We start from the raw sequence: 26,164 nt of genomic DNA, 5'->3' as shown, positions 1-26,164 counted from the left end.
ATTTTTGCAACTCGGCCGCAAGCGGCCCGCCGGTGAAAACTAGCTCCGTTTCCACGGCTTCAGCGTGTGCACGTCCCAGCTGCCGCGGTCACCCTTACAGGCCGCACCTTGCATCCAGCTTTCGCTGGTGCCGTTGACATAGCTGGCCAGAAAATCCCTGCAGGTGCGACCTTCCGCGACATAGGCACTGGACAGAGGCGTTACCGATCCGCGCGCGCCGGTCGACGGGTTTTCCCAGGGCTGGCTGGAATCCTTGCTGCCCTTGGTAAGGACATCGGAGGCCGCAGTGCGCGTCAGGACAAGATCGGCTTCGGTGGGCTCGTAATTGGTGGCCTGGACGGATGCCGGCGAAATCGAACCGGTGACATCGCCGCCCTCCATCCTGGCCAGCGCGGACTCGTTTCGGCCCATACTGCAACCACCGAGGGTGCTGCCGATAAGAATTGCTGTCAAAGCCGCACCGAGCGGGCAGATGGCCGATAGGCCAATGCGTTGCCGTATCCTATATAGGTCTTGCCTATGCAGGGGCAGCAGCGAGCTCTCTACAACAGGCCAACGCAAGCGGAACTCCGGACATGACCGACACGACCTCCCCCATCAAAGACTCAACTCCGTTAACGTCAGGTGATTTTACGGCCGCTGCGGAACCATTTGCGCTGTTTTCCGAGTGGATTACCGAGGCGAAGGCGTCCGAGCCCAACGATCCGAACGCGATGGCGCTGGCCACCGTCGACGCCGACGGCCTGCCGGATGTCCGCATGGTGCTGATGAAGGGCTACGACACCGACGGCTTCGTGTTCTACAGCCACATCGCCAGCCAGAAGGGTCAGGAGCTCGCCGCCAATCCCAAGGCAGCGCTACTGTTTCACTGGAAGTCGCTGCGCCGGCAGGTCCGCATTCGCGGTCCCGTCACCCGCGTGACCGATGCCGAGGCCGACGAGTATTTCTCGACCCGCCCGAAACAGGCCCAGATCGGCGCCTGGGCGAGCAAGCAGTCGCAGCCGCTGGAAAGCCGCTTTGCCTTCGAACAGGCCATCGCCAAGGAAGGCGCCAAGCACCTGATCGGCGCCGTTCCGCGTCCGCCAGGCTGGAGCGGATGGCGCATCACGCCACAGCGGTTCGAATTCTGGCACGACCGCCCGTATCGCCTGCACGACCGCATCGAATTCCGCCGCGACACCGCGGCACCAGATACGTCCTGGACCAAGGTGAGACTGTATCCGTGAACGCCGACAACGAGACGAGAACCAGACCCGTGAGCCATCCAGGATCGAACGCGCCCAAGCGCACCATGCTGCTCACCGGCGCAAGCCGCGGCATCGGTCATGCCACCGTGATGCGCTTTTCAAGCGCCGGCTGGCGTGTGCTGACCTGTTCGCGGCATCCGTTTCCGGAAGTCTGCCCATGGGATGCCGGCCCCGAAGATCACATCCAGGTCGACCTCGCCGACCATGACGACACCGTCCGCGCCATCGACGACATCAAGGAACGGCTGAACGGCGGCGCGCTGCATGCGCTGGTGAACAATGCCGCCATCTCGCCGAAGGCCGAAGGTGGCGCGCGCATGGGCTCGATCGATACTGACGTCGCGACCTGGAGCCATGTCTTCAACGTCAACTTCTTCGCACCGATCATGATGGCCCGCGGGCTGATCGAGCAGTTGAAGGCTGCGAAGGGCTCAGTGGTGAATGTCACCTCGATCGCCGGCTCGCGCGTGCATCCGTTTGCCGGTGCGGCCTATGCCACATCGAAAGCGGCGCTGGCGTCGCTGACCCGCGAAATGGCGTCGGATTTCGGCCGCCTCGGCATCCGCGTCAACGCCATCGCGCCGGGCGAGATCGACACCTCGATCCTCTCGCCGGGCACGCAGACCATCGTCGATCAGCAGATCCCGCTGCATCGGCTCGGCACGCCCGACGAAGTCGCCAAGATCATCTATGTGCTGTGTACGGAAACGAGTTCATACGTGAACGGCGCCGAGATCCACATCAATGGCGGCCAGCACGTCTGATCAGCGGTAACGGGTGGGGAATAGTCATGCTGAGGACCGCGCCATTCTGGCGCTCCTCGAAAAGCGCGGGATTTTCTAGTCCGCGTAAAATTTCCGCGGCATCGGCGCAGCCGCGCTGATCCCCGCGCTGGAACAATCGTCTTCGGATTCGCCGTCCATCAACCCGGCACCACAATGCCGGCAGGTACGCGCAGACATCGCCTGCGCCCGACCGTTGGCCATGCGCGCCTGTTGATAGGACCTGAGATCGACGACGTTCCGTCCCGATGTTTCTGTTTTGTCAACCATTGCTATCCTCATCGCTTCTGACAGCGTTATGACAGCAACCATTAGCGCAACCGTTCAGCGGAACGCTCGAATTTTACCGGATAAATTGTGGCGGGAATCGCGCGAAGCCTATGATCATTGGGCTTTTCGAACACGCATCATGAATGCGTTTTGATAGTTGGAAAAAGATTCAGACACCCGCGCCTTTATGATCCCGCGAGCGCATGCTCGGGGTTGTCTAAGCGGTGTCCCCTCCTGAAACATGAGGGGTGGCAGCGCGCCTGACGACGCGAAATGGTGGTAATTTTCGCGATCCGCTCCGCCGGAACGCCGGCAAGCTGCAGCCGCGCAACGCCATCAGGCGCGCCACCGCGGCTTTTCTGTCCCCGGGACCGTTCTTCCGGGCAAAGGCGCAGAGCTCCGCACTCCGCTGATCCCGACGGTTTCCCACCGTTCACCAATGCCACGTCCAGCCAGCATGAGTGGCAGACCCCCGTAGTGGGGTCGGACGGTGACCCAAGGCCTCCCGAGTGCGCAGGGTACGTCACCCCACACCCGCAGGCGCCGCATCCTGTCCCACTTCAAGACGCCTCATGAAGCGCCCCTCGCGAACCGGATGAGCGGAGGATAATCCTTATAGGTATCTTGTCAAGAGATGCAGGAAAAAATGTTTGGACGCTGCTATCCCTCATTTGTCATTCCGGGGCGCGCCCTTGCGCGAGCCCGGAATCCATAACCACGATCGAACTTATGGATTCCGGGCCTGCCCCGACCAACTGCGCCGGTCGGGCGCATCCTGGAATAACAAATGAGGGGTTAGTGCCTTCCTGCATGCCCCTACAGCCACTTCTTCCACTTGAAGAACATATAAGGCAGCACCGCGGCGAACAGCATCATGATCAGCGCCATGGGGTAACCGACGTCCCATTGCAGTTCCGGCATCGCCTTGAAATTCATGCCGTAGACCGAGGCGATCAATGTCGGCGGCATCAGCACGACGGCCATGACCGAGAACAGCTTGATGATGTTGTTCTGTTCGAGATTGACGACACCGAGCATCGCATCGAGCGTGAAGGTGATCTTGTTCGACAGATAGGAGGCGTGATCGGTCAGCGACACCACGTCGCGCTGCATGGTCTTGAGCTGCGCGCGCATGTCCTTCGACCACTTCACGCCTTCGGCTTCCGCCGTGATGAAGGTGACGACGCGGCCGATCGAGACGAGGCTTTCACGCACTTTCGAGGTCAGGTCGCCCTTGCGACCGATGGTGATGAGAATTTCGGAATAACGCTTGGCATGGCCGGTCCGCAGCGACTCATCCGGCTCGAAGATGTCGTGACTGACCTGATCGACATCGGCGCCGACGCGTTCGAGAATGTCGGCGCAGCGATCGATCACCGCGTCGAGCAGTTCGAGCAGGGTGGTTTCGCCATTGGCGCCGGCGGGCGCATTGCGGCCAAGCTTCAGTTCGACGGACGCGAACGGACGCGGTGTATCGTAGCGCACCGTCACCAGCCGTTGCCGGGTGAGGATGAACGTTACCGCCGTGATCCGCGGCGACTCCGTGTCGGAGCCGCACATCAAGCTCGCGGTCATATAGCGGGCGCCGTTCTCGATATAGAGACGGCTGGAGATTTCGATCTCCTGCATGTCTTCACGGGTCGGGATTTCGATCCCCGCCAGCTTCTCCACCGCCTTGTCCTCGGCCGGCGACGGCTTCACCATGTCGATCCACACCGCATTATCCGGCAACGCCTCGAGATCGGTCGGCTCGGATTTCCTCAAGGCGTGGTCGGCAGGGGTGAAGACAGCGAGCATGGCAACTCCGGAAGATTGAAAAGGCGGGAAACTGCAATACGGACGATCCGGGCAGAATCGGCAGGGGCGACCGACCATGACCGACGCGGATGCAGCCGTCATGACAGCCTTTGTGCGGCGCGCCAACCCGGGGAATTTTTCCCGTAAGATCACGCGCTCCATGGTCTCGATTTAACAAAATTGTCACGCGCGCATCACGGCTTCGCGAGGCGTTGCGGTTCTGCACAGGATTTGGCCGGAGGGTCGAAAATTCTGCGGCAAATATGACACAGGTTGTGCGCTGCATGATGCGCAGCGCATCTAACCGCTGGAATTGCAGCGGATTTCAGCGATAGTAGCTTTAACGGAATCGTGGCGTTCGCAGGCTATTTTGGGTGCGTTTCCTTGCACCAGCCTGTTTCTTCGGACCTCACGCAATTGGAACAATGACATGTCGCCGCTCAAGATTAAGCTTGGTTTGATTGTTGCCGCCGGCCTGATGCTGTCGGGCTGCATGCAGACCGCCACGCAATTCCAGGCCGCTCCGGAAGCCAGCCTCAAGCCGAATGACAAGGCACAGCTCGCCAAGGCACGTTACGCCAAGGTTGCCGTCGCCGAGCCGTTCCGCCGCGCCATCGTCGACTTCCACCGCAAGGAAGCGCCGGGCTCGATCGTGGTCGATTCCGACAACCACTATCTCTATTTCGTCCAGGACGGCGGCAAGGCGATCCGCTACGGCGTGACCGTCGGCGAAGAAGCGCTGGCCTTCTCGGGCGTCGCGCGCGTCGGCAACATGGCCGAATGGCCGAAGTGGACCCCGACCAAGGACATTCACGCCCGCATCGAAGGCCTGCCGGCCCAGGTGCCCGGCGGCGTCGATAATCCGCTCGGTGCCCGCGCCCTCTATCTCTATCAGGGCAACAAGGACACGCTGTTCCGCATTCACGGCACCAATCAGCCGGAATATATCGGCGCCTCGATCTCGTCGGGCTGCATCCGCATGACCAACGAAGACGTCATCGACCTCTATAGCCGCGTCAAGCCCGGCGCTGTGGTCGTCGTGCTCGAGCCGAAGGCCGGCGACTCGCCGTATAATTCGAAGCTGGCCCTGCAGGGCGGCGGCGGAACGCCGTACTGAGCTGAGGTTTTATGAGATGGAAAAAGCGCCGGTTGATCCGGCGCTTTTTTGTTGGGTGGATATCGGGTTGCCCGGCTATTACCCCAAACACCGGTGTCATCCCCGCGAAGGCGGGGATCCATACACTCCCGAGAACTGACGAAGCACAGCAGATGCGGCTCCGTGACCGCCCCCACTACACCCGATAGCGGTTATGGATCCCCGCCTTCGCGGGGATGACAGCCGAGAGGCTATTGCAGCCTCACGCCTGCTCTCCCACTCCTTTTCAGATCACCGCAAAAAGCTGAACGGCGATGGCGGCGCGCGACGCTTCTTCGGCTTGGGTTTTGGCTTCGGCTTGGGCTGTTCTTGTGGAGGCGCGGCTTCTGCTTCGGGCTCCGGTTCGGGCTCCGTCGCAGCCGGTCGAGCCGCCGCAGGCTCTGCAGGCTTCGCCGTCTCAGGCTTCGCCTCCCCCGGTTTGCCTTCCGCCACTTCGCGCGGCGGTGCTTCGTCCGGGCGCACGGCCGGCATCAGCGGCGCGATGCGCGGCCACTCGTCCCAGACGTCCCATTGGCAGATGCGGTAGTTGCCGCGCCGCTCGGCGATATCGAGATGGATATGATCCTCGTGATAGCCGTCGGAGCCTGGCCCCAGCACAGTGGTGAACCGTGTACAGACCGAATGCAGCACGGCCTCGCGCTGCTCACGCGGCGTGTTGCGCTCGGTGAGTGCGATCGAGCGGCCGTTGGCGAGTTTCAGCCCGCGCACATCCAGCGCATTGGCGCGGCCATGCTCTGACAGTTTCGCCCCGACGACACGGTTGCGACCACGGCAATCGAAGGAGTCGAAATTATCGAGCTCAAGAAGCTTGGTGCCGAGGTTGGTCGCGAGCGGTGCCATGTCGGCGCGGATCCATTCGGCCACCGCCGTTGCCATGGCGCAGCGCATAGTTCCCGCCGGCTTCAGCGGCACGCGCGTCTTGTCCGGCAGCACGACCGCTTCCAGCCGCACCATGTCGGGTCCGCCGCAGGCGCCCGGCCCCTTGATGTCGGGAATACTCGGCGCAACAGCGATGGCATCCGTGAGCGCCAAGCGGCAGGCTGAAGGCGGCGGCGGCTCCGGCGGACGCGCTTCCGCAGCAGGCTTCTCAGGCTCAGGGGACTGTTCGGATTTGGTGGGCTCCTCACCAGGCTTTTGCGCCGGCTCGATCGCCGGCGCTTCTGCCGGGCGAGGCTTTGGCAGCGGCACACGCGATGTCGTCAGATAGGCCTGCGCCGGCGCGGCAACCAGCAGCAACGCCAGAACGGCCCCAATTGTCCTTTGGTCGCAGCCGGATAGGCCAAAAGTCCATTTCCGGGCCGCTTTCCCCGCGCTAAACTTCATGCCAAGACCTAAAGCAAGAACAGGGTCGAAGTTCCCCGGCAACGATCGGGGAGCCGGCACGCCAATCACAAGACGGAGGAACGATCAAATGCGTGGCTTGATGCAAGACTGGCCTTTGCTGTGTCATCGGATCATCGATCATGCGGCCCAAGTCCACGGCGAGCGCGAGGTCGTGACCAGATCAGTCGAAGGTCCCATCCACCGCACCAATTACGCCGAAATTCGTACCCGTGCCCTGAAGGTCGCGCAGCGTCTCGACCGCGAGGGCATCAAGATGGGCGACCGCGTCGCCACCATCGCGTGGAACACGTGGCGACACCTGGAAACGTGGTACGGCATCATGGGCATCGGCGCCATCTGCCACACCGTCAATCCACGTCTATTCCCGGATCAGATCGCGTGGATCATCAACCATGCGCAAGATCGCATCGTGATGACCGACCTCACCTTCGTCCCGATCCTCGAGAAACTCGCCGACCAGCTGCCATCAGTGGAGCGCTACATCATCTACACCGACAAGGCGCACATGCCGCAGACCACGCTGAAAAACGCCGTGGCCTATGAGGACTGGATCGCTGAGGTCGACGGCAACTTCAAATGGAAGGAGTTCGACGAGAACACCGCAGCGGCGATGTGCTACACATCGGGAACAACAGGCGATCCGAAGGGCGTGCTGTATTCTCACCGCTCCAACGTGATGCACGCGCTGATGGCCAATACCGGTGACTCGCTCGGCGCCAATGCCGCCGACACCATGCTGCCGGTGGTCCCGCTGTTCCATGCCAATAGCTGGGGCATCGCGTTCTCCGCGCCGTCGATGGGCACCAAGCTCGTGCTGCCAGGCGCCAAGATGGACGGCGCTTCGATCTACGAATTGCTCTCCACCGAGAGGGTGACGCATACCGCGGGCGTGCCGACGGTATGGCTGATGCTGCTCAACTACATGTCGCAGAACAATCTGAAACTGCCCGACCTGCGCATGGTGGTATGCGGCGGATCGGCGATGCCGCGCTCGATGATCAAGGCGTTCGTCGATATGGGCATCGGTGCACGTCATGCCTGGGGCATGACCGAAATGAGCCCGATCGGCACGCTGGCCGCGTTGAAGCCGCCGTTCGACCAGCTCGAAGGCGACGAGCGGCTGGATATCCTGCAGACCCAGGGCTATCCGCCGTTCGGCGTCCAGATGAAGATCACCGACGACGCCGGCAAGAACCTGCCATGGGACGGCAAGACCTTCGGCCGTCTCAAGGTGCGCGGCCCGTCAGTATCATCAGCCTATTTCCGCGTCGAGGACGAGATCCTCGACGCGGAAGGCTATTTCGACACCGGCGACGTCGCCACCATCGACGCCCATGGCTATATGCGGATCACCGACCGCTCCAAAGACGTCATCAAGTCCGGCGGCGAATGGATCTCGTCGATCGATCTGGAAAACCTTGCCGTCGGTCATCCGCAGGTGGCGGAAGCCGCCGTCATCGGCGTCTATCATCCGAAGTGGGACGAGCGCCCGCTGCTGATCGTACAACTGAAGCAGGATCAAACCGCCACGCGCGAAGACATCCTGAAATATATGGATGGCAAGATCGCCAAGTGGTGGATGCCGGACGATGTGGTGTTCGTCGATGCTATCCCGCACACGGCCACCGGCAAGATCCTGAAGACCGCACTGCGCGATCAGTTCAAGACGTATAGCCTGCCGACGGCGGCGGCTTAGCTGACAAGAGCGACAGCGTTCCTAACCTCTCCCCGCCCTTCGCGGGGAGAGGTCGACCGGCGAAGCCGGTCGGGTGAGGGGCATGGCACATGCGTGGCCACATTCGCATCACCAACAGATCGCGCGAATTACGCGCCAACTCCACCGACGCCGAAACGAAACTGTGGAATCGTCTGCGCAACAGGCAGATTGCCGGCTGCAAATTCATTCGCCAAGAGCCGATCGGGCGATATATCTGCGACTTCGTTTGTCGGGAGAAGATGATCGTTATCGAGGTCGATGGCGGGCAGCATCTGGAGTCGCAACGGGACGCCATGCGCGATCGATATCTGCGCGAGCAAGGTTATTGCGTGCTTCGCTTCTGGAACAACGATGTGCTGTCAAATATCGAAGGCGTGCTGTCGCTCATCGATGAGGAATTGCGCAAGACCTCGGATTGATCCGAACCGATAGATTGCGTGCGTTGAAGCAGCGTGCTTGGCCCCTCACCCGCGCGCCAGGTGCGCGCGACCTCTCCCCGCAAAGGGCGGGGAGAGGTTAAAGAGAGCCTCAGCCGTTGAGCGCAGCCTTGACCAGACCGCTGGCCTTGCCGAAGTCCATCTGGCCGGCATATTTCGCTTTCAGCGCGGCGATCACCTTGCCCATGTCTTTCATGCCGGCCGCACCCGTCGCTGCGATCTCGGCTGCGATGGCGGACTTGGTCTCGTCCTCCGACATCTGCTGCGGCAGATAAGCGGAGATGATCGCGATTTCCTCGCGCTCCTGGGCCGCGAGTTCGGCGCGGCCGCCCTTGTCATAGAGCTCGACGGATTCCTGGCGTTGCTTGATCATCTTCTGCAGTAGGCTCAACAGGTCGGCATCCGACAGCGGCGGCTTGCTCTGGCCGCGCGCTTCGATATCGGCATTCTTGATGGTCGAATTGACCATGCGAAGCGTCGAAAGCTTGCGCTCGTCCTTGGCCCGCATGGCGTCCTTGACGGCGTTGTTGATGTCATCGCGCAGCATCTGCGTCTCCTCTTGCGGCCGCCAATCGCAGCGCCGGAACTCGGTTGGCCCCGATCTAAGCGTTTTAAGGGGTATGCACAACTGCACCCGCCAATTCTCGGGGACGCCGCCCGGAGCTGTTGCCCGAACCTACTGCCCAAACCTATTGCCGATGGCTGGAGCTGAAATCCTCCACGCCTGCGGACAGCGGCCCGGGCGCATTGGCCCCAGCGACGTAGGGCAGAACCATCAACGCCGATATGGTGGCCGGAATACCGGCCTGGCCCCATAGCCGGGGCTGAACCTCGAAATCAAACCTGACGTGCCGCGGCTCGAGCATCGCGACCTTGCCCATCCACATCAGGCAATCGCTATCTGTCGCAAAGCACATCGAAGCCCACCCCTTCTGCAGCGTCGTCGCACGCGGCATGCCCCAAGTGTACTGGAACTGGAACGGGCGGCTGTAGACGGGATGGTCATGGCTGTAAAAGGCCGTCGCGAATGCCAGCCCGTCGTCGCCACTGATCCGCGGCATCGGCCGGCCTGTCATCTGGTGCCACCGGTCGGTCAGCTCTTGAGCGGCCAGCCGATAGTAAGTCCGCTCGTTAGGATTGATGCTGTTGCGGTAAATCGCATGGATCGGAGCAGCCACAACGGTTGCGATGATGGCGATGCCGGCGACGAACACCACCATATTGACCACATACAGGCGTTCGAGCGTGAAGCGGGCGCCGCAAACGATCAAAACGGCAGGCAGGAACAAACCCTGGAGCGCCCATAGCGAAGGCATGTCGGTGCCAAGCGTGACGGTTGTCATAACAGGCAGCAGCACGGTGCCGATGAACACCCAGAACAGCAGCAGCAATCCTGGACCCATGGCACGGAAATCGGCCGAAAAGTACTTCAGGCGCAGCTCGGCCGATAAAACCCAGACAATGGCCGGCAGCGCCAGCGTCGCCGCGAGACCGAGCAAAAACATGCTGGCTTCGATCAGTGACTGACCGAAGTCGATGCCGCCGTGAACCTGCATGGCATAGGTGAACGGCGTAGCACCGGTCGTCACGAGCCAATGGATGTGCGGCCCAAGGGCAATGAGTCCGGTCAGTGCCGAAATCCACGGTGCCCAGGATTTGAAATAGACCGCCCGCTGCGGATGCACGATCGCTGCCAGCGCGAAGCTGCCGATCAGGAAGATCGAATAATATTTGCCGAGCATTGCCAGCGCGGCCAGGACACCAGTGGCAGCGGCCCAGCCAACGGCCCGCGTTTCATAGGAGCGCAGGAAGCAGTAGGTCGCCAGCGGCCAGATCGCCAGCAGCACCGTGTTCGCGTTGAAGCGTTGGGCGTGGAACTGGTAGGCCGGAAGCAGCATCAGCAACAGCAATATGACGGCTCGCGAATCGCCGCGCACAAAGCGGCGTGCAATCAGATCGACGGCCCAGAGCGCCACCGCGGCATTGGTCATCGACAGCAACTGGAACGACCAGTCGGTCAGCGGGAAAACCAGCGTCCACAGCCGCGCGACCCAGCCCATCAAGGGCGGATGTTTGGGATTCCCCCATGCGAATTCGCGCCCAAGGGTCCAGGTTTCCAGCGCATCCGCATGTAGATCGCCGCTCTGATAGGCGATCACCAGAAACATCAGCCAGATTCCCGCGAAGCCGACGATCAGCACAGGAATCGTCCAGCCCTTCTCGATCCCATCGAGGAAGGTCAGAAAAGGCCTGCGCCATCGCGCAGGCGCGACGGCCGAGCGCGCGGCCATCTTGGCGAAATAGTCCAACTGCACTGAAATATCCGGAAATACGGGAAGTCGTAGCTTGCTACCGGCGAAAGTGAGTTCCGGCAAGCATCCGTAATTATAATTAGTTGATTTTACATCTCATTCTGCAAATTACGCGCTATCGGCGTGCAGGTTTCGCCGGACAACCGGAACACCACAATTCTGCCAGATAAGATATTATTCCTTAACGCAGCTCTGTCCGGGCCCGTTGATCGGGCAAAGCGCCGATTGCTAACCTGCCAGGCCATGGTTGACGTGTGAATCCGGCCTTTCCGGCTTTGACGGCGGCGGATGCGCGGACTATGTAGTCCCCTCATGACCCCCTCAGAAACATCTTCAGCCTGGCCGGACCACAAACCGACCGCGCTCCTCGTGCTCGCCGATGGCACCGTGCTGGAGGGCTTCGGCCTCGGCGCGGAAGGCCAGGCCGTGGGCGAAGTCTGCTTCAACACGGCGATGACCGGTTATGAGGAAATCCTCACCGATCCATCCTATGCCGGGCAGCTGATCACCTTCACCTTCCCGCATATCGGCAATGTCGGCACCAACGACGAGGATATCGAGACGGTGAACATGGCGGCGACGCCAGGCGCCCGCGGCGTGATCCTGCGCTCGGCGATCACCGACCCGTCGAATTACCGCTCTTCCCGGCATCTCGACGCCTGGCTGAAGGCCCGCGGCATCATCGGCATTTCCGGCATCGACACCCGCGCCCTGACCGCGCTGATCCGCAACAAGGGCATGCCCAATGCGGTGCTTGTGCACGCGAAGGACGGCCAATTCGATCTGCACGGCCTGAAGGAAGAAGCGCGCGAATGGCCCGGCCTCGAAGGCATGGACCTGGTGCCGATGGTGACATCCACCCAGCGCTTCACCTGGGACGAGACTCCCTGGGAATGGGAAAAGGGCTTCGGCCGACAGACCAATCCTGAATTCAACGTCGTCGCCATCGATTACGGCATCAAGCGCAACATTCTGCGTCTGCTGGCCGGCGAAGGCTGCAAGGTCACAGTCGTTCCGGCCACGACTTCGGCAGAAGAGATCATGGCGCTGAAGCCGGACGGTGTATTCCTGTCCAACGGACCGGGCGATCCCGCCGAGACAGGCAAATATGCTGTGCCTGTCATCAAGCAGGTGATCGATTCCGGCGTGCCCACATTCGGCATCTGCCTCGGTCACCAGATGCTCGGCCTTGCGGTGGGCGCCAAGACCAAGAAGATGCATCAGGGCCATCACGGTGCCAATCATCCGGTCAAGGACGAGACCACCGGCAAGGTGGAAATCACCTCGATGAACCACGGCTTCGCGGTGGATGAAGCGACATTGCCGAAGGGCGCGACGCAGACCCATATCTCGCTGTTCGACGGATCCAATTGCGGCATCCAGCTCGACGGCAAGCCGGTGTTCTCCGTGCAGTATCACCCGGAGGCTTCCCCCGGTCCGCGCGACTCGCATTATTTGTTCAAGCGGTTCGCGGAACTGATGCGGGCGAACAAGGCGTCGTAGCTTTCTTTATCGATAGAATTCAGACGTCATGGCCGGGCTTGTCCCGGCCATCTACGTTTTAGGGCTGCGAAGGCGTGGATGCCCGGGTCAAGCCCGAGCATGACGTGGAAGGGCTTGCGGCAAGCGCTAGCATCCGCACCTGCAGCTTTGTATGATGATCGTCATCAAAAATAAAGGAAGCGCCATGACCGACGCCCCCACGCCCCGCTACGACGTCCTCCCCACCAGCCTGATGGCCTCGATGCCCGGGCTCGATTTCGTGCGCAAGATCTTCTCCGGCGAGTTGCCGCAACCGCCGATCATGGAGAATGTCGAGCCGTTCGACTCGACCGCAGAACCTGGTGTTGTCGTGTTTCACAGCGTCCCCGGCTTCCGCCACTACAATCCGATCGGCTCGGTGCACGGCGGTTACGCCGCGATCCTGCTGGATTCGGCGATGGGACTGGCTGTGCATTCGATGCTGCCTGTCGGCACCGGCTACACCACGCTGGAATTCAAGATCAGCTTCATCCGCGGCATGAGCAAGGATAGCGGCACCGTGCGCACCGAAGGCAAGACGCTGAATGTCGGCCGCCGCGCGGCGACGGCGGAAGCGCGCATCACGGATTCCAAGGGTCGACTCATCGCCCATGCGACCACGACGTGTCTGGTGTTCGAGATTCCGAAGGACGCGGCCTGACCTGCAGCCCGCGGGCACGCTCACGGACATTCGATACGTCATGGCCTGACAGCGGGAGTTTCGCTTGCCATGCCCCGCGCGCGCGACATCAGATAGAGTTCAAGCTCGACCATCTCAGGCGCGTCGGCGCTATAAGGCTGCGCACGTACGCCGATCATGCAATTGCGCAGGCGGCGCTTGAGAGAGCCAAGCCCCTGCCACTCCAGCCGATAGACGGGATAGCCCGTTGGATGGGCCTGCGTGATCGCGGAGCCGGCGAGACGTTTGTCCCAGTTGTCGTCGTGACAGTTCGTGCATGCCAGATTCAACTGCCCCTGACGCCGCATGAAGGCATCGCGGCCTTTGTCGATGAATGCCTGCAGACGTGAATCGGCGCCCGTCTCGATCGGCATCCCCTGTGACTGCCGGCCGATCAGTGCGGTCAGCGCCAGCAGATCGCGGCTTTCATCGGCGAGCGGCGGCAATTGCTGATGATCGACACGGCAGAGATTGACGCGCTGTTCGAGATCGACCGGGCGATTGAGCTTGTCGTCGAATGCCGGGTACCGCACGGCGACGCCGCGCATGCTGCTGGCATCACCGTGGCAATCCGCGCAAGCACGGCCGGCAACGGGCTTTCGGGTCCATAGCGCCTCGCCATCCAGCACCCCCAACATGCCGGGATTGGCCGTGGCGTCGTTCTGCATGGCCTGGGTTTCGACGGACATGAAACTGGCACCGGAGCGTCGCTCGCCCGGCGCGATCTCCGCCGCCTCGATGAGCGACGTGAAGGCGACGGCTGCCAGCAACGACAGGCTGATATTTCGCAGTCGCCTCATGTGACCGTGATGCTGGCCGACGCGGTTTCCTGAAATCCGTTGTCGCCGATCCACTGGAATTCGAATTTTCCGCTCTCGGTGGCGACCGTAAAGAAGGAGATGAAAGGATTGGCGGAGAACGCAGGAAACAGATCGGCCCGGAACACTTCACCGCCATTATAGCGGCAGGTGAAATTGGTGATGATGTTGCGCGGGATAACCTCGCCGGTCACGGTATGGCGAAAGCCCGTCTCCATGATGTGGGACATCAGCGTCTTGATCTCGATGATATCGCCACGCCTGGCCGTGGCGGGAACGTTGATCAGCGCGGATGCCATCAGGTTGCCTCCTCGGTACATGCCGCGAGCGTGACAACGACATCGGCGGTCGCCGACCAGAACGAACCATCGGAGAGTTTCGCGATGGCCGTCAGCGTCTGCGTATCGGCAAGCCGGATGCGCGTCGATATCTGCGCACGGCCTGCACGTGGGGAGATATAGAAATTACCGACATTGGGCTGCGGGTTCTTCTCGTTGAAGATATGGATGCTGACCACGTGATCCGCATCACTCATCGGGCTCGTCACCGTGACGGTGAGCGGCACGGTGTTGCCGTTCTCGACCAGCGGCGGGACGTCGAGCTTCACTTTGCCGGGGCGCACAGCGGCGCCGTTGACGACATCGCGGATGGCCGCCTTCATGGTGTCCGGCGTCGCATGGACCGGGCCGACATGCACGAGCGATACCGTGCCGAGCACCGCGGCGCCAGCGGTCGCCAGGAACTGGCGACGCGTCGTTCGATCGGGCTCAGCCATGGATTGCTTTCGTCATGATGGGTTCTGCAGCGTTGTCAGGTAAGCGACAACGTCCTCGATTTGTTGCGCCGACAGAATCGGCTTGCCAAGCCATGCATCCCCGACACGCTGTAACCCATCTGCACGATAATAGGACGGCATGATGGTCGCGGCATTGAGGCGTGAGGCATCCACCAGCCGCAGCCGCAACTGGCCTTCCGACCAGCGACTGCCGGTGCCGGCAAGACTTGGCGCAAGATCGCCCTGGAATCTCTGTTCGGTAAATGGCCCGCTGTGGCAGAGCAGACACGTATATGTGCGGTTGACGACGATCGCCCTGCCCGCCGACGCGTCGCCGACCGCGCCCGCCAGGGGCAACGGAATCGCATCGCCAATCACCGCATAAGGGACAAGTTCACTCGCACGGACCGGAGCAGTCAGCAGCAGCGTCGCCACGCTCGCCGACAACAGCATCGATGCGCGGCGACGACTAACCAAAGACCTCTGCTCCGATCGTCTCGAACCACGATCGCGCATAGATCGCTTCACGGGCCCGGACATCACGCGGCGCATCCAGCGGACTCGTACCGCCCGCGCCTTCGATATCCGCAAACAGGCCATTGCGGGGCTGGTAGACGCCCGCGATGGAAATGCCGTAGTCGGGCGCGACCAGACTGTAGCAAGTGTTGATCAGCTTCGGCGACGTCGGCGTCGCCCCCGCCAGCAACGCCACGATCGCGCCGGCACAGGTCTTCGCCTGCGCATTCGCCGAGAATGCGGATTTGGGCATGGCGCCGGCAATGCAGGCATCGCCGATCACATGGATGTTCGGCACTTGCGTGGACTCGAGGCTGACGGGATTGATCGGGCACCAGCCGGATTTATCGGTGACGCCGGCAATCTCCGCGATGCGTCCGGCGCGCTGCGGTGGAATGACATTGGCCACCTGAACGTGATGTGTCGCGAAATCGGTCACCAGCGTATTGGTCGCCGGATCGACCGACGTGACCTTGCCGCCCTGCGATAGCGCGACCCATTCGATCAGTCCCGGATACAGCTCCTGCCACGCGGCCTGAAACAGCCGCTGTTTCGAGAACGCGTCTTTCGAGTCGAGAATGATGAGCTTCGACCGCGGCTTGCGAGTCTTGAGGTAGTGCGCAATCAGGCTCGCGCGCTCGTACGGGCCCGGCGGACACCTAAAGGGGTTGGCGGGAACGACGATCGCAACCACGCCGCCATCGTCCATCGCCTCCAACTGGCGCCGCAGCAGCAGCGTCTGCTCGCCCGCCTTCCAGGCATGTGGCATGCGCGACGCTGCAGCCTCGTCATAGCCCGGCAGCGCATCGAAGCGCAGATCGATTCCGGGCGACAGAACCAACCGGTCGTAGCGCAGCTTCGATCCATCGGCGAGACCGATCGTGCGCGCCTGCGGGTCGATCGTCTGCGCCATTTGCGCAACGAGCTTGATGCCACCGGCCGCGATTTTCTCGTAGGTGAATTGCTGGGCCTCGATGGCGCGATCGCCGGCAATGACCTCATTGCTGAACGGGCACGCGACATATTGGCGATCGGCCGTCACCAGCGTGACATCCAGCGACGGATCGAGCTGCCGAAGCGCGCGGGCGCAACTGGCGCCACCGAAGCCGCCGCCGATTACAACGACCCGCGCAGGCGATTGCGCCAGGCTTGGCGATGCCAGCGCAAGGGATGCCGTCGCGGCAGCGGCAGTGCGAAGAAACTCCCGTCGTGAGGTATGATTTTTGTGGGTCATGCTATTTCTGCGTTGCCAGCCAGGCCGCAATCGACCCGATTTCGTCTTCGGAGAAGCCCTTGGCGATCCGCGTCATCACTGTGGCCGGCATCGACCCATTGCGAAAGGCCAGCAATGTGGAGCGCGTCGCATCGGCATCGCGCCCATAGATGTTCGGGATGGCCTGCGATGTCGCCGCATGGCAGCCGGAGCACGAGGCCGCGCCAGGCGGCGGCGCCGATGCCGCCCGGACCGGCGCCGCCGAGGTGACGATCAGCCCGATCGCAAGTGAGGTACGCAACGTCTTCATGAGTGAAATCCAGTGATGGGCAGCAAGCATGGCGACGCGTCGGTTACGCAAAGATGATGTCGTGATTCTTCAGCGGCACGGAACGGATGCGCTTGCCGGTCGCGGCAAAATAGGCATTCAGCACGGCCGGCGCCGCAACGCAGATCGTCGGCTCACCGACGCCGCCCCAGAAGCCGCCCGATGGCATCAGGATCGATTCGACCTTCGGCATCTCTTTCATGGTCATCGACTGATAGGTGTCGAAGTTCTCCTGCTCGATGCGACCACCCTTCACGGTGCATTCGCCATAGAATAGCGCCGACAGGCCGTAGACGAACGAGCCGGCGATCTGGCGATCGATTTGCCAAGGGTTCACTGCATAGCCAGGATCCGTGGCGGCAACGATGCGATGGATCTTGATCTTGTTGCCGCCCGTCACCGAAATTTCCGTTGCAGCCGCCACATAACTCCCGAAGCCCATATGCTGGCAGATGCCGCGGAACACGCCTTGCGGCGCCGGCGTCGTCCAGCCGATCCTCTCTGCGACGGCATTGAGCACCGCGAGATGCTTCGGATGCTTGGTCATCAGCTTGCGGCGGAATTCGAGCGGATCCTGACCGACCGAATGCGCGAGCTCATCCATGAAGCTCTCAAGATAGATCGCATTCTGGTTGACGTTGACGCCGCGCCAGAAGCCCGGCGGCACATGCGGGTTGCGCATGGAATGGTCGATCAGCAAATTCGGAACGGTGTAGCCGATCGCTGCTTCGCCGCTGGCATTCAGCCCCTGGAAAGTGACGGGATCCATCCCGTTCTGCATTCCCTCGGGACGCACGCGGGCCAGGATCGACTGGCCTGAGATCCGCATGTGCAAACCGATCAGATTGTTATCGGCATCGAAGGCGCCGACCAGCTTGCTTTGCGTAATGGGGTGATAGCGGCCGTGCAGCATGTCTTCTTCGCGCGACCACATCAGCTTGATCGGCGTGCCGGGCATCTGCTTGGCGATGGCCACCGCCTGACGGACGTAATCGGTCATGCCGCGTCGACCGAAGCCGCCGCCCGGCATGATCTTGTAGACCTCGCATTTGTCGCTCGGCAGGCCTGACGCTTCGACTGCGGCCGCAAACACGGCTTCGCCGTTCTGCGTCCCGGTCCAGACCTCGCACTTCTCCGCCGTATAGAGCACCGTCGCGTTCATCGGCTCCATGGTGGCGTGGTTCTGATAGGGATAGGCGTAGACCGCTTCCACCGTCTTCGCAGCACCCGCAAACGCTGCTTTGACATCGCCAGCCTTGTTGCCGACAAAAGCGGGCTGCGCAGCGTCTAGGCCTTCCTGCAGCCACTTGCCGATGGACTCGCTGGACACGCTGGCGTTCTTGCCATCGTCCCAGACGACTGGCATCGCCTCCAGCGCCGACTTGGCGTGCCACCACGTATCGGCGACCACAGCCACGGCACTCTCGCCGACGCGCACGACCTTCTTGACGCCTTTCATGCCAAGGATCTTGCTGTCGTCGAAGCTCTTCAGCGTGCCGCCGAACACCGGGCAATCCTTGATCGCGGCATTGAGCATTCCCGGCAGCTTGATATCGGCACCGTAGACCATCTTGCCGTTGGTTTTCTCGACCGTATCGAGCCGCTTCAGCGGTTTGCCGGCGATGGTCCAGTCCTTGGGATCCTTCAGCTTGACGTCGGCCGGCGGCTGCAGCTTAGCAGCCGCTTCCGCGACCTTGCCGTAAGTGATGGTGCGCCCCGACGGGACGTGGGTGATAACGCCGTTGCTCGTGGCGCATTCCGACACGGGCGCGGCCCACTCATTGGCAGCAGCCTGGATCAGCATCAGACGCGCAGCCGCGCCGCCTTTGCGGACGTAATCATGCGAAGTGCGAACGCCGCGGCTGCCGCCGGTGGAAAAGTCCCCCCAGACGCGCTTGCGTGCGACACTTTGCCCGGGCGTAGGATATTCCGTCGTCACCTTGGACCAGTCGCATTCAAGCTCTTCAGCGACCAATTGTGCCAGACCCGTGAGCGTTCCCTGCCCCATCTCGGACCGCGCGATACGCACGACAACGGTCTCATCAGGCCGGATCACCACCCAGGCATTGACCTCAGGCGTACCATCGGCCGCATAGACTGCGGTCGGCCCGCCAAAGGGAATACCGAGCGCGAGGCCGCTGCCGATAGCAGCAGTTCCCAGGACAAACGAACGGCGATTGAGTTGCGGAGCATGACCCATGACCATCTTCCTCAAGCGCTTGCAGCGGCGTGAATCGCTTCACGGACCTGCTGGAACGTGCCGCAACGGCAGATATTGGTGATGGCGAGGTCGATATCCTCATCTGTCGGCTGCGGCACTGTCTCCAGCAGCGCTGCAACTGCCATGATCATGCCGCTCTGGCAGTAACCACATTGCGGCACATCATGATCGATCCAGGCCTGCTGCACCTTGTGCACGGCCCCCTCGGACGCAAGGCCCTCGATCGTCGTGATCTGCTTTCCGATCGCCTCACTGAGCGCCATGCTGCAGGAACGGACCTGCTGGCCATCGACATGAACGGTGCAGGCGCCGCATTGGGCGACGCCACATCCGTATTTTGTCCCTGTTAGCCCGGCATTTTCGCGGATCGCCCATAGCAACGGCGTGTCCGGTTCTGCATCGATCTCGTAGGTTCGTCCATTGATCGTGAGGCTTGCCATCGCATTTCCCCGGGTCGTGGCGCATATCGCCGTTGCAGCAACCCTCCCCTGAAACTGGAAGAATTCCAAATCAAATGTTTGGTGACTGCGGCGCCCGAAGATTCCAGCGATGTCCCTGCCTTGCGGACGTCACAGTTACGTCACGCGGGATTTTCTGTCTGCTGACGCTCTATCACCGCGGGTCGAACACAATGCGATCATGCCGCCTGAGATTGCCATTGGCAAAGCCGGGCACCGCCGTGTGCAGAACATCGCCGATTCGCTGTCGCGATTTACTTGGTGAGAGTTGCGCGGAACACGGGATGATAGCCGTGCGCCGCTCGACGCGCTGTGGCCGGGTTGGTAAGCCCTCTCTACAAGGAGACCTGAGTCGAGACATGACCGTTGCGATCGAGATGGGGCATACGACGTCAGGCGCCCCGGCGGCTCTGGACCTTGAGGAACTGCTGGCGACGCGTCTGCTCGTACAGGGCAATTCGGGTTCCGGAAAATCGCATCTGCTGCGCCGGCTGCTCGAACAGAGCGCCCCATGGGTACAACAAACCATCATCGACCCTGAAGGCGATTTCGTCTCGCTGGCGGAGCGATTCGGTCATCTGGTGATCGATGCCGAGGCGCATACCGAACGCGGGTTGCAGGTCGCCGGCGAGCGCGCGCGCATGCACCGCGTCTCCACAGTGCTCAATCTCGAAGGGCTGGATGCCGAGAATCAAATGCGCCGCGCCGCCGCCTTTCTGGGCGGGCTGTTCGACGCGCCTCGCGACCATTGGTATCCGATGCTCGTGGTGGTGGACGAGGCACAGCTGTTCGCCCCGGCCGTTGCCGGCGAGGTGTCCGACGAAGCCCGCAAGCTCTCGCTCGGCGCCATGACCAACCTGATGTGCCGTGGCCGCAAACGCGGCCTTGCCGGCGTCATCGCGACACAGCGACTGGCGAAGCTCGCCAAGAACGTCGCGGCCGAAGCGTCGAATTTCCTGATGGGTCGCACCTTCCTCGACATCGATATGGCACGCGCCGCCGATCTTCTCGGCATGGAGCGACGGCAGGCCGAATCCTTCCGCGACCTCGAGCGCGGCCAGTTCATGGCGCTGGGTCCCGCCCTCTCCCGTCGTCCGCTTGGCCTGCGCATCGGCGTCACCGAAACAAGCCCGCGCAACGCCACGCCGCGCCTGATGCCGCTGCCGGAAGCAACACTCGACGACGTGCGCGCCACGATTCTCGCAGCGCCCCCGCCGGAGCCGGTCCGGCCGCAGCGTCGCACGCCGTCATCGCCGGATCTGCTTGGCCAGCTCATGGCGGCGAAGTCCGCAGCGCTGGAAATTCGGCCGGACGTGGCGGAGACGCCGATCAGCGCCGAGGAACTGGCGGAGCGGCGCATGCGCGTCGACCGGGTTCTTCAGGCCTTGATGGCAGAGCCCGATGCAGGCTTCCGGGTGGTTGGCGTGCTCTATCAGGAATTCGTGGTCCGCTGCCGCATCGAGGGTCTCGGTGCCGCCGTGCCGGACCTCGACGACTTTCGCCGCATGCTGACGCGCGCCCGCGCCGGGCTCGGCTCCGACATTACAGAAGATGACGGGTGGCAGGACGTCTCGGTCCGCGCCTCGATTCTGCCGGAGGATATGCAGGGCGTTTTCATGATGATCGCCCGCGCCGCCAAGGAAGGCTGGCCCTGCCCAAGCAATGCCGCGATCGCCCGCGCCTACGGCTCGCATTCGCTGCGCCGTGCACAGCGCCTGCTGAACTATATCGAGGAGCAGGGCCTCATCGTGTGCCAGCTTGATGGCGCCGGTCGGCGCATCGTGACGCTGGTCGAACTGGCCTGGGCTACGGCGCCCGGCGATCCCAATGCCGAGGAAGCTGCGGCCGAGCAGGCCTGAGCCGTTTCAGTCCGCCGAGAAGCCGAACGGAACGTTCAGCGTCCTGAAATCATCGGGCAACAACTCGCGCCCGATCGGAAGCGCCGAGCGCGCAGCACATCTTGGACGGTGACAGACACGGCATGCGACACCGATCGGCGTGGGAGCATCCGCACGCGGCGCCGATGCGTCGCGCGTATAGATCAACTGGCCGGCATGTTCGGCTGCGCAACCGATCGCGATGGCGCGCTCAACGCGTTGTGCGCCGTAACCACCACCGCCAGCCGTGACGGTGCGGGCAATCGAAAAGAAGCGCTGGCCATCCGGCAATTCCAGCCACTGCGTGACGATCTGGCGCGGCGTTTTGAAAACGTCGTGCACCGACCACAACGGGCACGCACCGCCGTGCTTCGCGAACGGAAAGCCTGCGCCGTCGAGCAGTTTGGAAATATTGCCGGCGGGATCGACGCGGATGAGAAAGAACGGGACCTTTTCGGCACCCGGCCGCTGCAAGGTCGTGATGCGATGCGCGGTCTGTTCGAAGCTGGCACCGAATTGGCGCGCCAGCGCTTCGAGATCGTAGCGCCGCGTCTCGGCTGCACGCGCGAAGGCTGCATAGGGCATGATGAGCGCAGCCGCGGCGTAGCCTGCGAGCGCGCGGCGCGCCAGAAGTTCGGCGCTCTTGGTGGTGAACTGGCCGTCTTCGAGCGCGGTGCCGATCTCGTTTTCCATTTCGAGATAGACGAGTTGCTGCGCCAATTGGAAATTGAGACTTGCGGTGTCGAGCGAGTCCTCAAGTAGTAATTGTTTCCGATGCAGATCCAATCGTCGCACCGAGCCGAGCATGACGTCCGGCGGCAGATAGCGCACTTGCAGCCTGTGTCGGGTCTTGAGACGCTCAACGAAACCGCTCGGGCCCGACGTCGCCTGCACGAGACGCTCGGCCGCGTCGTCGAGACCCGCGAAATTGTTGCGACGTGCGGCGAGAAAACGCCGGACCTCGGCGACGGGATCGTTGGCATCATAGCCCTCGCTACCCGCTTGCAATGCACCGCCCGCGAGCGCCGGCGCGCGTCGGTCCGCCAGCGCGAGTTGCTCCTCGCGATAGGCCGTGTAGAGGCGCAGAAAAGCCTCGGCCATGCCGGGATAGCTCACCGCGAGATCGCTGATTTCAAGCGCAGGGATATCGATGTCCGAGAACATCGGCTCTTTCAGGATCGACTGCATCCGCGCCGTATTGTCGGCACCGCCATCGCCGGCGAGATCGGCGAGATCAATCGTGTAGGTGCGGGCCAGCCGAAGCAGCATGTCGGCCGTCATCGGCCGCTGGTTGCGCTCCAGCAAAGCGACATAAGGGGCCGAAATTTCCAGATCGGCCGCCATATCGGCCTGGGTCAGGCCCAGATCGCGCCGAAGCCGCCGGATTCGCGGCCCCATGAACACCGAACGACCTGCCGAGGCGGCCATCGCACACTCCAATACCTTGTAACTACTTTACAGCCTTACACGTTCAATTTGTAAAGTATGACAAGTTATCTGCGTTCCGTCTAGCGGCTGGCGATCCCGCGATTACAACCAAGGACAGGTTTTCGTCAGCCAAAGGAATCGAGACAATGAACTTCCAGCCACGCGGGATCAGCAACCAGACCATCCTCGGCACCGGCTCCTATCGGAGCGAAGTCGAGGCGGCGTCGGCGCTGCTCAAGACCAAGGACACCTGGAACGGCGTGACCGCCGAGGCCGTCGCACGCATGCGCCTGCAGAACCGCTTCAAGACCGGTCTCGACGTTGCACGCTACACGGCATCGCTGATGCGTGCCGACATGGCCGCCTATGATGCAGACACCACCAAGTACACTCAGTCGCTCGGCTGCTGGCACGGCTTTATCGCGCAGCAGAAGCTGATCTCGGTCAAGAAGCATTTCGGCACCACCGACCGCACCTACCTGTACCTCTCGGGCTGGATGATCGCGGCGCTGCGCTCGGAATTCGGCCCGCTGCCGGATCAGTCGATGCACGAGAAGACTTCGGTCCCGGCTCTGATCGAGGAGCTCTACACCTTCCTTCGTCAGGCTGACTCGCGCGAGCTCAACGACATCTTCCGCAGCCTCGACGCCGCTCGCAAGGCTGGCGACAAGGCAAAGGAAGAAGAACTGATCAACAAGATCGACAACTTCCAGACCCACGTCGTTCCCGTCATCGCCGATATCGATGCCGGCTTCGGCAACGCTGAAGCGACCTATCTGCTCGCCAAGAAGATGATCGAAGCCGGCGCCGGTGCCCTGCAGATCGAGAACCAGGTCTCGGACGAGAAGCAGTGCGGCCATCAGGACGGCAAGGTCACCGTGCCGCACGAGGTCTTCCTCGCGAAGATCCGCGCCTGCCGTCACGCCTTCCTCGAAATGGGCGTCGAAGACGGCATCATCGTCACCCGCACCGACTCGCTCGGCGCCGGCCTGACCCAGCAGATCGCCGTCAGCCACAAGCCGGGTGACATCGGCGACCAGTACAACAGCTTCCTTGATTGCGAGGAAATCGACGCCTCAAAGATCGGCAACGGCGACGTCGTCATTACGCGTAATGGAAAGCTGATGCGCCCGAAGCGTCTTGCCAGCAACCTGTACCAGTTCCGCGAAGGCACCGGTCAGGACCGCTGCGTCCTCGACTGCATCACCTCGCTGCAGAACGGCGCCGACCTGCTGTGGATCGAAACCGAGAAGCCGAACATCGAGCAGATCGCCAAGATGGTTGATCGCGTTCGTGAGGTGATCCCGAATGCGAAGCTGGCCTACAACAACTCGCCGTCGTTCAACTGGACGCTGAACTTCCGTTGGCAGGTCTATGACGCGATGAAGGAGGCCGGCAAGGATGTCAGCAAGTACAACCGCGCCGAGCTGATGAAGGTGGAGTACGACAGCACGCCGCTGGCGGTCGAAGCCGACGAACTCATCCGAACATTCCAGGCTGATTCAGCCAAGCGTGCCGGCATCTTCCATCACCTGATCACGCTGCCGACCTATCACACGGCTGCGCTGTCTACCGACAACCTCGCCAAGGAATATTTCGGCGAACAGGGCATGCTGGGCTACGTCAAGAACGTCCAGCGCGCGGAAATCCGTCAAGGCATCGCCTGCGCGAAGCATCAGAACATGGCGGGTTCGGACATCGGCGACGAGCACAAGGAATACTTCGCCGGTGAGGCGGCCCTGAAGGCGGGCGGCGCGCACAACACGATGAACCAGTTCGGCTAATCGTTACGGTTCAGCTCATCATAAAATCAGCCTGGGATCTTGTCAGATCCCAGGCTGATTTCGTTGTCGGCGTTCAAACGCCGAACGACTGTCTCACCAACAGGCTATCCGGATGGCGGGCCGCCATGAGCCCCGGAGGGCGTTGCGCTTATCCCTGTCGGCGCAGGAACCCGGTAATCGTGACGGTCTGCCAGATGCCGGCGGCAAAGAACGGATCGGCGTGATGAAATCTTTCGACCGCCGCGCGGTCGGCGGCCTCGACGAGAAACAGACTGCCAATCATGGTCTGGCCGTCATCGGCTGTCAGCGGACCGGACATGACGATCGTCACGTCATAGGCCGAGGTGTCGGACAAAAAGGCCTTGTGAGCCTCGTAGTGAGACAAGCGCCTGTCAAGCGCGCCGGCATGATCGACGCCATGGATGGCAAACAGCATAAGTAGCTCCTGAAAAGCAGAAGACGGCCGCCGTTCCGCGGCGACCGTCCTGGTGGCACAGATGTTATTTAGTGCCGAGCTTCGCAGCCTCGTCCCAGCTCGGACAGGTGCGCGATTCCAGCGGCACGTCGTAGGGCTGATAGTTCTCCTTGCCGATTACCGTGGGTTTGAGAACGATCTCGGTGATCACCGGCTCGTTGCGCAGCGAACGAATGGCGATCATCATGCCGAGGCATCCCTGCATGAAGCCATTGTAGTCGCCGCTCGCCAGCAACTTCCCGGACTTGATCGCGTCGATTGCCTCCTTGGTGCCATTGACGCCGATGACCTGGGCCTTGCGATTGGCACCGTCGAGCGCCTCGATCGCGCCGATCGCCATTGCGTCGTTGGCGGCCAGTACGCCGTCGATCTGGGTATTCGACTGCATGAGATTCTCCATGACCTGGAGCGCCTGCAGCCGCTGATAGTTGCCGGGCTGCGACGCCAGCAGCTTGGCTCCCGGATTTTCCTTCAAGGCGTCGTTGAAGCCGCGGACGCGGTCGATGCTCGTCAAGGATCCTTTGACGCCCTCAATGATCACAAAATTGCCCTTGCCGCCGAGCGTCTTCAGCAGATAGCGCCCGGTCTCGAGACCCAGACTATAATCGTCGGCACCGACAAAGGCGACAAACTTGCCGCCGGCGGAACGATCCGTCACGTTCACGACCGGGATCTTTGCGTCATTGATCTTCTCGACGCCGGGGACCATCGCCTTGTAGTCGACCGGGATGAAGACGATCGCCGACGGCTTCTTCACCACCACGTCCTCAATCTGGCTGAGCTGCTCCGGAATGCTGTCCGGCTTTGTCGGGATGTAATGCAGCGTCTTTGCCTTCATCGCCTTGGCGGCTGCGTCGGACCCGACTCGCACGGTCTGGAAGTACGGATTGGTCTGGTTTTTGGTAAACACCGCGATCGTCTCGCCGTCTGCGAACGCGTGGGATGAGAGTGATGTCGTCAGAAGCAATGCAGCAAGCGCGCCATAGGCTTTCTTCATAGTCGTTCCCTC

Annotated in this window: 25 protein-coding genes; 9 read left to right on the top strand and 16 right to left on the bottom strand. The window is 62.0% G+C overall.

Annotated features, from left to right (window positions below):
* Positions 1-39 precede the first annotated feature (39 nt).
* Positions 40-453: an RT0821/Lpp0805 family surface protein gene (locus AB7951_RS05055; protein ID WP_089265490.1), complete on the bottom strand. Its 414-nt coding sequence runs from the start codon at positions 451-453 to the stop codon at positions 40-42.
* Between the two features lie 122 nt (positions 454-575).
* Here AB7951_RS05055 and pdxH point away from each other — a divergent pair, with 122 nt between their 5' ends.
* Complete coding sequence (pdxH, locus tag AB7951_RS05050; RefSeq protein ID WP_120293293.1) at positions 576-1,226, top strand: pyridoxamine 5'-phosphate oxidase; 651 nt, start codon at positions 576-578, stop codon at positions 1,224-1,226.
* 65 nt (positions 1,227-1,291) lie between these two features.
* Positions 1,292-2,011, top strand: a complete 720-nt coding sequence (locus AB7951_RS05045) for an SDR family NAD(P)-dependent oxidoreductase (protein ID WP_089265492.1) — start codon at positions 1,292-1,294, stop codon at positions 2,009-2,011.
* 1,104 nt (positions 2,012-3,115) lie between these two features.
* On the opposite strand, the gene AB7951_RS05040 is transcribed toward AB7951_RS05045, so the two are convergent.
* On the bottom strand, positions 3,116-4,096 hold the full coding sequence (locus AB7951_RS05040) for a magnesium transporter CorA family protein (protein WP_309948501.1): 981 nt from the start codon (positions 4,094-4,096) through the stop codon (positions 3,116-3,118).
* 430 nt (positions 4,097-4,526) lie between these two features.
* On the opposite strand from AB7951_RS05040, the gene AB7951_RS05035 reads away from it, so the two are divergent.
* Positions 4,527-5,213, top strand: coding sequence for a L,D-transpeptidase (locus tag AB7951_RS05035; RefSeq protein ID WP_068734945.1), 687 nt, complete (start codon positions 4,527-4,529; stop codon positions 5,211-5,213).
* A gap of 270 nt (positions 5,214-5,483) precedes the next feature.
* Here the strand turns inward: AB7951_RS05035 and AB7951_RS05030 are convergent, their stop codons facing one another.
* Entirely contained in the window at positions 5,484-6,575 is a 1,092-nt protein-coding gene (locus AB7951_RS05030) for an extensin family protein (protein ID WP_120293289.1), read from the bottom strand.
* Positions 6,576-6,663: 88 nt separating this feature from the next.
* Here AB7951_RS05030 and AB7951_RS05025 point away from each other — a divergent pair, with 88 nt between their 5' ends.
* Both AB7951_RS05025 and AB7951_RS05020 read left to right on the top strand, forming a co-directional pair.
* The gene (locus AB7951_RS05025) at positions 6,664-8,292 is read left to right on the top strand and encodes a fatty-acid--CoA ligase (RefSeq protein WP_120293287.1); all 1,629 of its coding nucleotides are present in this window, start codon (positions 6,664-6,666) and stop codon (positions 8,290-8,292) included.
* A gap of 89 nt (positions 8,293-8,381) precedes the next feature.
* The gene (locus AB7951_RS05020) at positions 8,382-8,732 is read left to right on the top strand and encodes an endonuclease domain-containing protein (protein ID WP_120293285.1); all 351 of its coding nucleotides are present in this window, start codon (positions 8,382-8,384) and stop codon (positions 8,730-8,732) included.
* Between the two features lie 109 nt (positions 8,733-8,841).
* Here AB7951_RS05020 and AB7951_RS05015 read toward each other — a convergent pair whose 3' ends face one another.
* A complete protein-coding gene (locus AB7951_RS05015) occupies positions 8,842-9,297 on the bottom strand; it encodes a GatB/YqeY domain-containing protein (protein ID WP_093756874.1) in 456 nt (151 codons plus the stop codon).
* Positions 9,298-9,439: 142 nt separating this feature from the next.
* Entirely contained in the window at positions 9,440-11,065 is a 1,626-nt protein-coding gene (locus AB7951_RS05010) for a glycosyltransferase family 39 protein (RefSeq protein ID WP_439061834.1), read from the bottom strand.
* Between the two features lie 309 nt (positions 11,066-11,374).
* Between AB7951_RS05010 and carA the strand changes: the two genes are divergently transcribed.
* The gene (carA, locus tag AB7951_RS05005) at positions 11,375-12,565 is read left to right on the top strand and encodes a glutamine-hydrolyzing carbamoyl-phosphate synthase small subunit (RefSeq protein WP_120293283.1); all 1,191 of its coding nucleotides are present in this window, start codon (positions 11,375-11,377) and stop codon (positions 12,563-12,565) included.
* A gap of 184 nt (positions 12,566-12,749) precedes the next feature.
* Positions 12,750-13,244 carry a PaaI family thioesterase gene (locus AB7951_RS05000; RefSeq protein ID WP_120293320.1) on the top strand — a complete coding sequence of 165 codons (495 nt, stop codon included), beginning with the start codon at positions 12,750-12,752 and terminating at the stop codon, positions 13,242-13,244.
* Between the two features lie 38 nt (positions 13,245-13,282).
* Here the strand turns inward: AB7951_RS05000 and soxA are convergent, their stop codons facing one another.
* The 8 genes from soxA to AB7951_RS04960 are packed head-to-tail and all read right to left on the bottom strand — an operon-like array spanning position 13,283 to position 19,573.
* The gene (gene soxA / locus AB7951_RS04995; RefSeq protein WP_120293281.1) at positions 13,283-14,062 is read right to left on the bottom strand and encodes a sulfur oxidation c-type cytochrome SoxA; all 780 of its coding nucleotides are present in this window, start codon (positions 14,060-14,062) and stop codon (positions 13,283-13,285) included.
* Positions 14,059-14,379: a thiosulfate oxidation carrier complex protein SoxZ gene (soxZ, locus tag AB7951_RS04990; protein WP_441255707.1), complete on the bottom strand. Its 321-nt coding sequence runs from the start codon at positions 14,377-14,379 to the stop codon at positions 14,059-14,061. Before soxZ ends, soxA begins: the two co-directional genes overlap by 4 nt.
* Complete coding sequence (locus AB7951_RS04985) at positions 14,379-14,855, bottom strand: SoxY-related AACIE arm protein (protein ID WP_120293277.1); 477 nt, start codon at positions 14,853-14,855, stop codon at positions 14,379-14,381. Before AB7951_RS04985 ends, soxZ begins: the two co-directional genes overlap by 1 nt.
* Positions 14,856-14,867: 12 nt before the next feature.
* The gene (gene soxX, locus AB7951_RS04980; protein ID WP_120293275.1) at positions 14,868-15,308 is read right to left on the bottom strand and encodes a sulfur oxidation c-type cytochrome SoxX; all 441 of its coding nucleotides are present in this window, start codon (positions 15,306-15,308) and stop codon (positions 14,868-14,870) included.
* Between the two features lie 16 nt (positions 15,309-15,324).
* Entirely contained in the window at positions 15,325-16,605 is a 1,281-nt protein-coding gene (locus AB7951_RS04975) for an NAD(P)/FAD-dependent oxidoreductase (RefSeq protein ID WP_120293273.1), read from the bottom strand.
* A 1-nt stretch (position 16,606) separates the two neighbouring features.
* A complete protein-coding gene (locus tag AB7951_RS04970; protein ID WP_120293318.1) occupies positions 16,607-16,894 on the bottom strand; it encodes a cytochrome C in 288 nt (95 codons plus the stop codon).
* A gap of 43 nt (positions 16,895-16,937) precedes the next feature.
* Positions 16,938-19,112 (bottom strand): molybdopterin cofactor-binding domain-containing protein, encoded by a 2,175-nt coding sequence (locus tag AB7951_RS04965; RefSeq protein ID WP_441255706.1) that lies wholly within the window; start codon positions 19,110-19,112, stop codon positions 16,938-16,940.
* Between the two features lie 11 nt (positions 19,113-19,123).
* Positions 19,124-19,573 carry a (2Fe-2S)-binding protein gene (locus tag AB7951_RS04960; RefSeq protein ID WP_093756882.1) on the bottom strand — a complete coding sequence of 150 codons (450 nt, stop codon included), beginning with the start codon at positions 19,571-19,573 and terminating at the stop codon, positions 19,124-19,126.
* Between the two features lie 377 nt (positions 19,574-19,950).
* Between AB7951_RS04960 and AB7951_RS04955 the strand changes: the two genes are divergently transcribed.
* Positions 19,951-21,450: an ATP-binding protein gene (locus AB7951_RS04955; RefSeq protein WP_120293269.1), complete on the top strand. Its 1,500-nt coding sequence runs from the start codon at positions 19,951-19,953 to the stop codon at positions 21,448-21,450.
* 6 nt (positions 21,451-21,456) lie between these two features.
* Here AB7951_RS04955 and AB7951_RS04950 read toward each other — a convergent pair whose 3' ends face one another.
* On the bottom strand, positions 21,457-22,896 hold the full coding sequence (locus tag AB7951_RS04950; RefSeq protein ID WP_120293267.1) for a helix-turn-helix transcriptional regulator: 1,440 nt from the start codon (positions 22,894-22,896) through the stop codon (positions 21,457-21,459).
* 146 nt (positions 22,897-23,042) lie between these two features.
* On the opposite strand from AB7951_RS04950, the gene AB7951_RS04945 reads away from it, so the two are divergent.
* Positions 23,043-24,680: an isocitrate lyase gene (locus tag AB7951_RS04945; protein WP_441255705.1), complete on the top strand. Its 1,638-nt coding sequence runs from the start codon at positions 23,043-23,045 to the stop codon at positions 24,678-24,680.
* A 148-nt stretch (positions 24,681-24,828) separates the two neighbouring features.
* Here AB7951_RS04945 and AB7951_RS04940 read toward each other — a convergent pair whose 3' ends face one another.
* Positions 24,829-25,116, bottom strand: a complete 288-nt coding sequence (locus tag AB7951_RS04940; protein ID WP_120293263.1) for a YciI family protein — start codon at positions 25,114-25,116, stop codon at positions 24,829-24,831.
* 64 nt (positions 25,117-25,180) lie between these two features.
* Complete coding sequence (locus AB7951_RS04935) at positions 25,181-26,152, bottom strand: sugar ABC transporter substrate-binding protein (protein ID WP_120293316.1); 972 nt, start codon at positions 26,150-26,152, stop codon at positions 25,181-25,183.
* Between the last annotated feature and the right edge of the window lie 12 nt (positions 26,153-26,164).

The organism is Tardiphaga sp. 285_C5_N1_2 (assembly GCF_052076065.1).
Classification (GTDB): Bacteria; Pseudomonadota; Alphaproteobacteria; order Rhizobiales; family Xanthobacteraceae; genus Tardiphaga; species Tardiphaga robiniae.
This window is presented reverse-complemented; position numbering and strand designations above follow the sequence as displayed.

What these genes read in the sequence shown, in the direction of transcription:
- pdxH (WP_120293293.1), top strand. Translation starts at nt 576, where the DNA reads ATGACCGACACGACCTCCCCCATCAAAGACTCAACTCCGTTAACGTCA.
- AB7951_RS05045 (WP_089265492.1), top strand. Translation starts at nt 1,292, where the DNA reads ATGCTGCTCACCGGCGCAAGCCGCGGCATCGGTCATGCCACCGTGATG.
- AB7951_RS05040 (WP_309948501.1), bottom strand. Translation starts at nt 4,096, where the DNA reads ATGCTCGCTGTCTTCACCCCTGCCGACCACGCCTTGAGGAAATCCGAG.
- AB7951_RS05035 (WP_068734945.1), top strand. Translation starts at nt 4,527, where the DNA reads ATGTCGCCGCTCAAGATTAAGCTTGGTTTGATTGTTGCCGCCGGCCTG.
- AB7951_RS05030 (WP_120293289.1), bottom strand. Translation starts at nt 6,575, where the DNA reads ATGAAGTTTAGCGCGGGGAAAGCGGCCCGGAAATGGACTTTTGGCCTA.
- AB7951_RS05025 (WP_120293287.1), top strand. Translation starts at nt 6,664, where the DNA reads ATGCGTGGCTTGATGCAAGACTGGCCTTTGCTGTGTCATCGGATCATC.
- AB7951_RS05020 (WP_120293285.1), top strand. Translation starts at nt 8,382, where the DNA reads ATGCGTGGCCACATTCGCATCACCAACAGATCGCGCGAATTACGCGCC.
- AB7951_RS05015 (WP_093756874.1), bottom strand. Translation starts at nt 9,297, where the DNA reads ATGCTGCGCGATGACATCAACAACGCCGTCAAGGACGCCATGCGGGCC.
- carA (WP_120293283.1), top strand. Translation starts at nt 11,375, where the DNA reads ATGACCCCCTCAGAAACATCTTCAGCCTGGCCGGACCACAAACCGACC.
- AB7951_RS05000 (WP_120293320.1), top strand. Translation starts at nt 12,750, where the DNA reads ATGACCGACGCCCCCACGCCCCGCTACGACGTCCTCCCCACCAGCCTG.
- soxA (WP_120293281.1), bottom strand. Translation starts at nt 14,062, where the DNA reads ATGAGGCGACTGCGAAATATCAGCCTGTCGTTGCTGGCAGCCGTCGCC.
- soxZ (WP_441255707.1), bottom strand. Translation starts at nt 14,379, where the DNA reads ATGGCATCCGCGCTGATCAACGTTCCCGCCACGGCCAGGCGTGGCGAT.
- AB7951_RS04985 (WP_120293277.1), bottom strand. Translation starts at nt 14,855, where the DNA reads ATGGCTGAGCCCGATCGAACGACGCGTCGCCAGTTCCTGGCGACCGCT.
- soxX (WP_120293275.1), bottom strand. Translation starts at nt 15,308, where the DNA reads ATGCTGTTGTCGGCGAGCGTGGCGACGCTGCTGCTGACTGCTCCGGTC.
- AB7951_RS04975 (WP_120293273.1), bottom strand. Translation starts at nt 16,605, where the DNA reads ATGACCCACAAAAATCATACCTCACGACGGGAGTTTCTTCGCACTGCC.
- AB7951_RS04970 (WP_120293318.1), bottom strand. Translation starts at nt 16,894, where the DNA reads ATGAAGACGTTGCGTACCTCACTTGCGATCGGGCTGATCGTCACCTCG.
- AB7951_RS04965 (WP_441255706.1), bottom strand. Translation starts at nt 19,112, where the DNA reads ATGGGTCATGCTCCGCAACTCAATCGCCGTTCGTTTGTCCTGGGAACT.
- AB7951_RS04960 (WP_093756882.1), bottom strand. Translation starts at nt 19,573, where the DNA reads ATGGCAAGCCTCACGATCAATGGACGAACCTACGAGATCGATGCAGAA.
- AB7951_RS04955 (WP_120293269.1), top strand. Translation starts at nt 19,951, where the DNA reads ATGACCGTTGCGATCGAGATGGGGCATACGACGTCAGGCGCCCCGGCG.
- AB7951_RS04950 (WP_120293267.1), bottom strand. Translation starts at nt 22,896, where the DNA reads ATGGCCGCCTCGGCAGGTCGTTCGGTGTTCATGGGGCCGCGAATCCGG.
- AB7951_RS04945 (WP_441255705.1), top strand. Translation starts at nt 23,043, where the DNA reads ATGAACTTCCAGCCACGCGGGATCAGCAACCAGACCATCCTCGGCACC.
- AB7951_RS04940 (WP_120293263.1), bottom strand. Translation starts at nt 25,116, where the DNA reads ATGCTGTTTGCCATCCATGGCGTCGATCATGCCGGCGCGCTTGACAGG.
- AB7951_RS04935 (WP_120293316.1), bottom strand. Translation starts at nt 26,152, where the DNA reads ATGAAGAAAGCCTATGGCGCGCTTGCTGCATTGCTTCTGACGACATCA.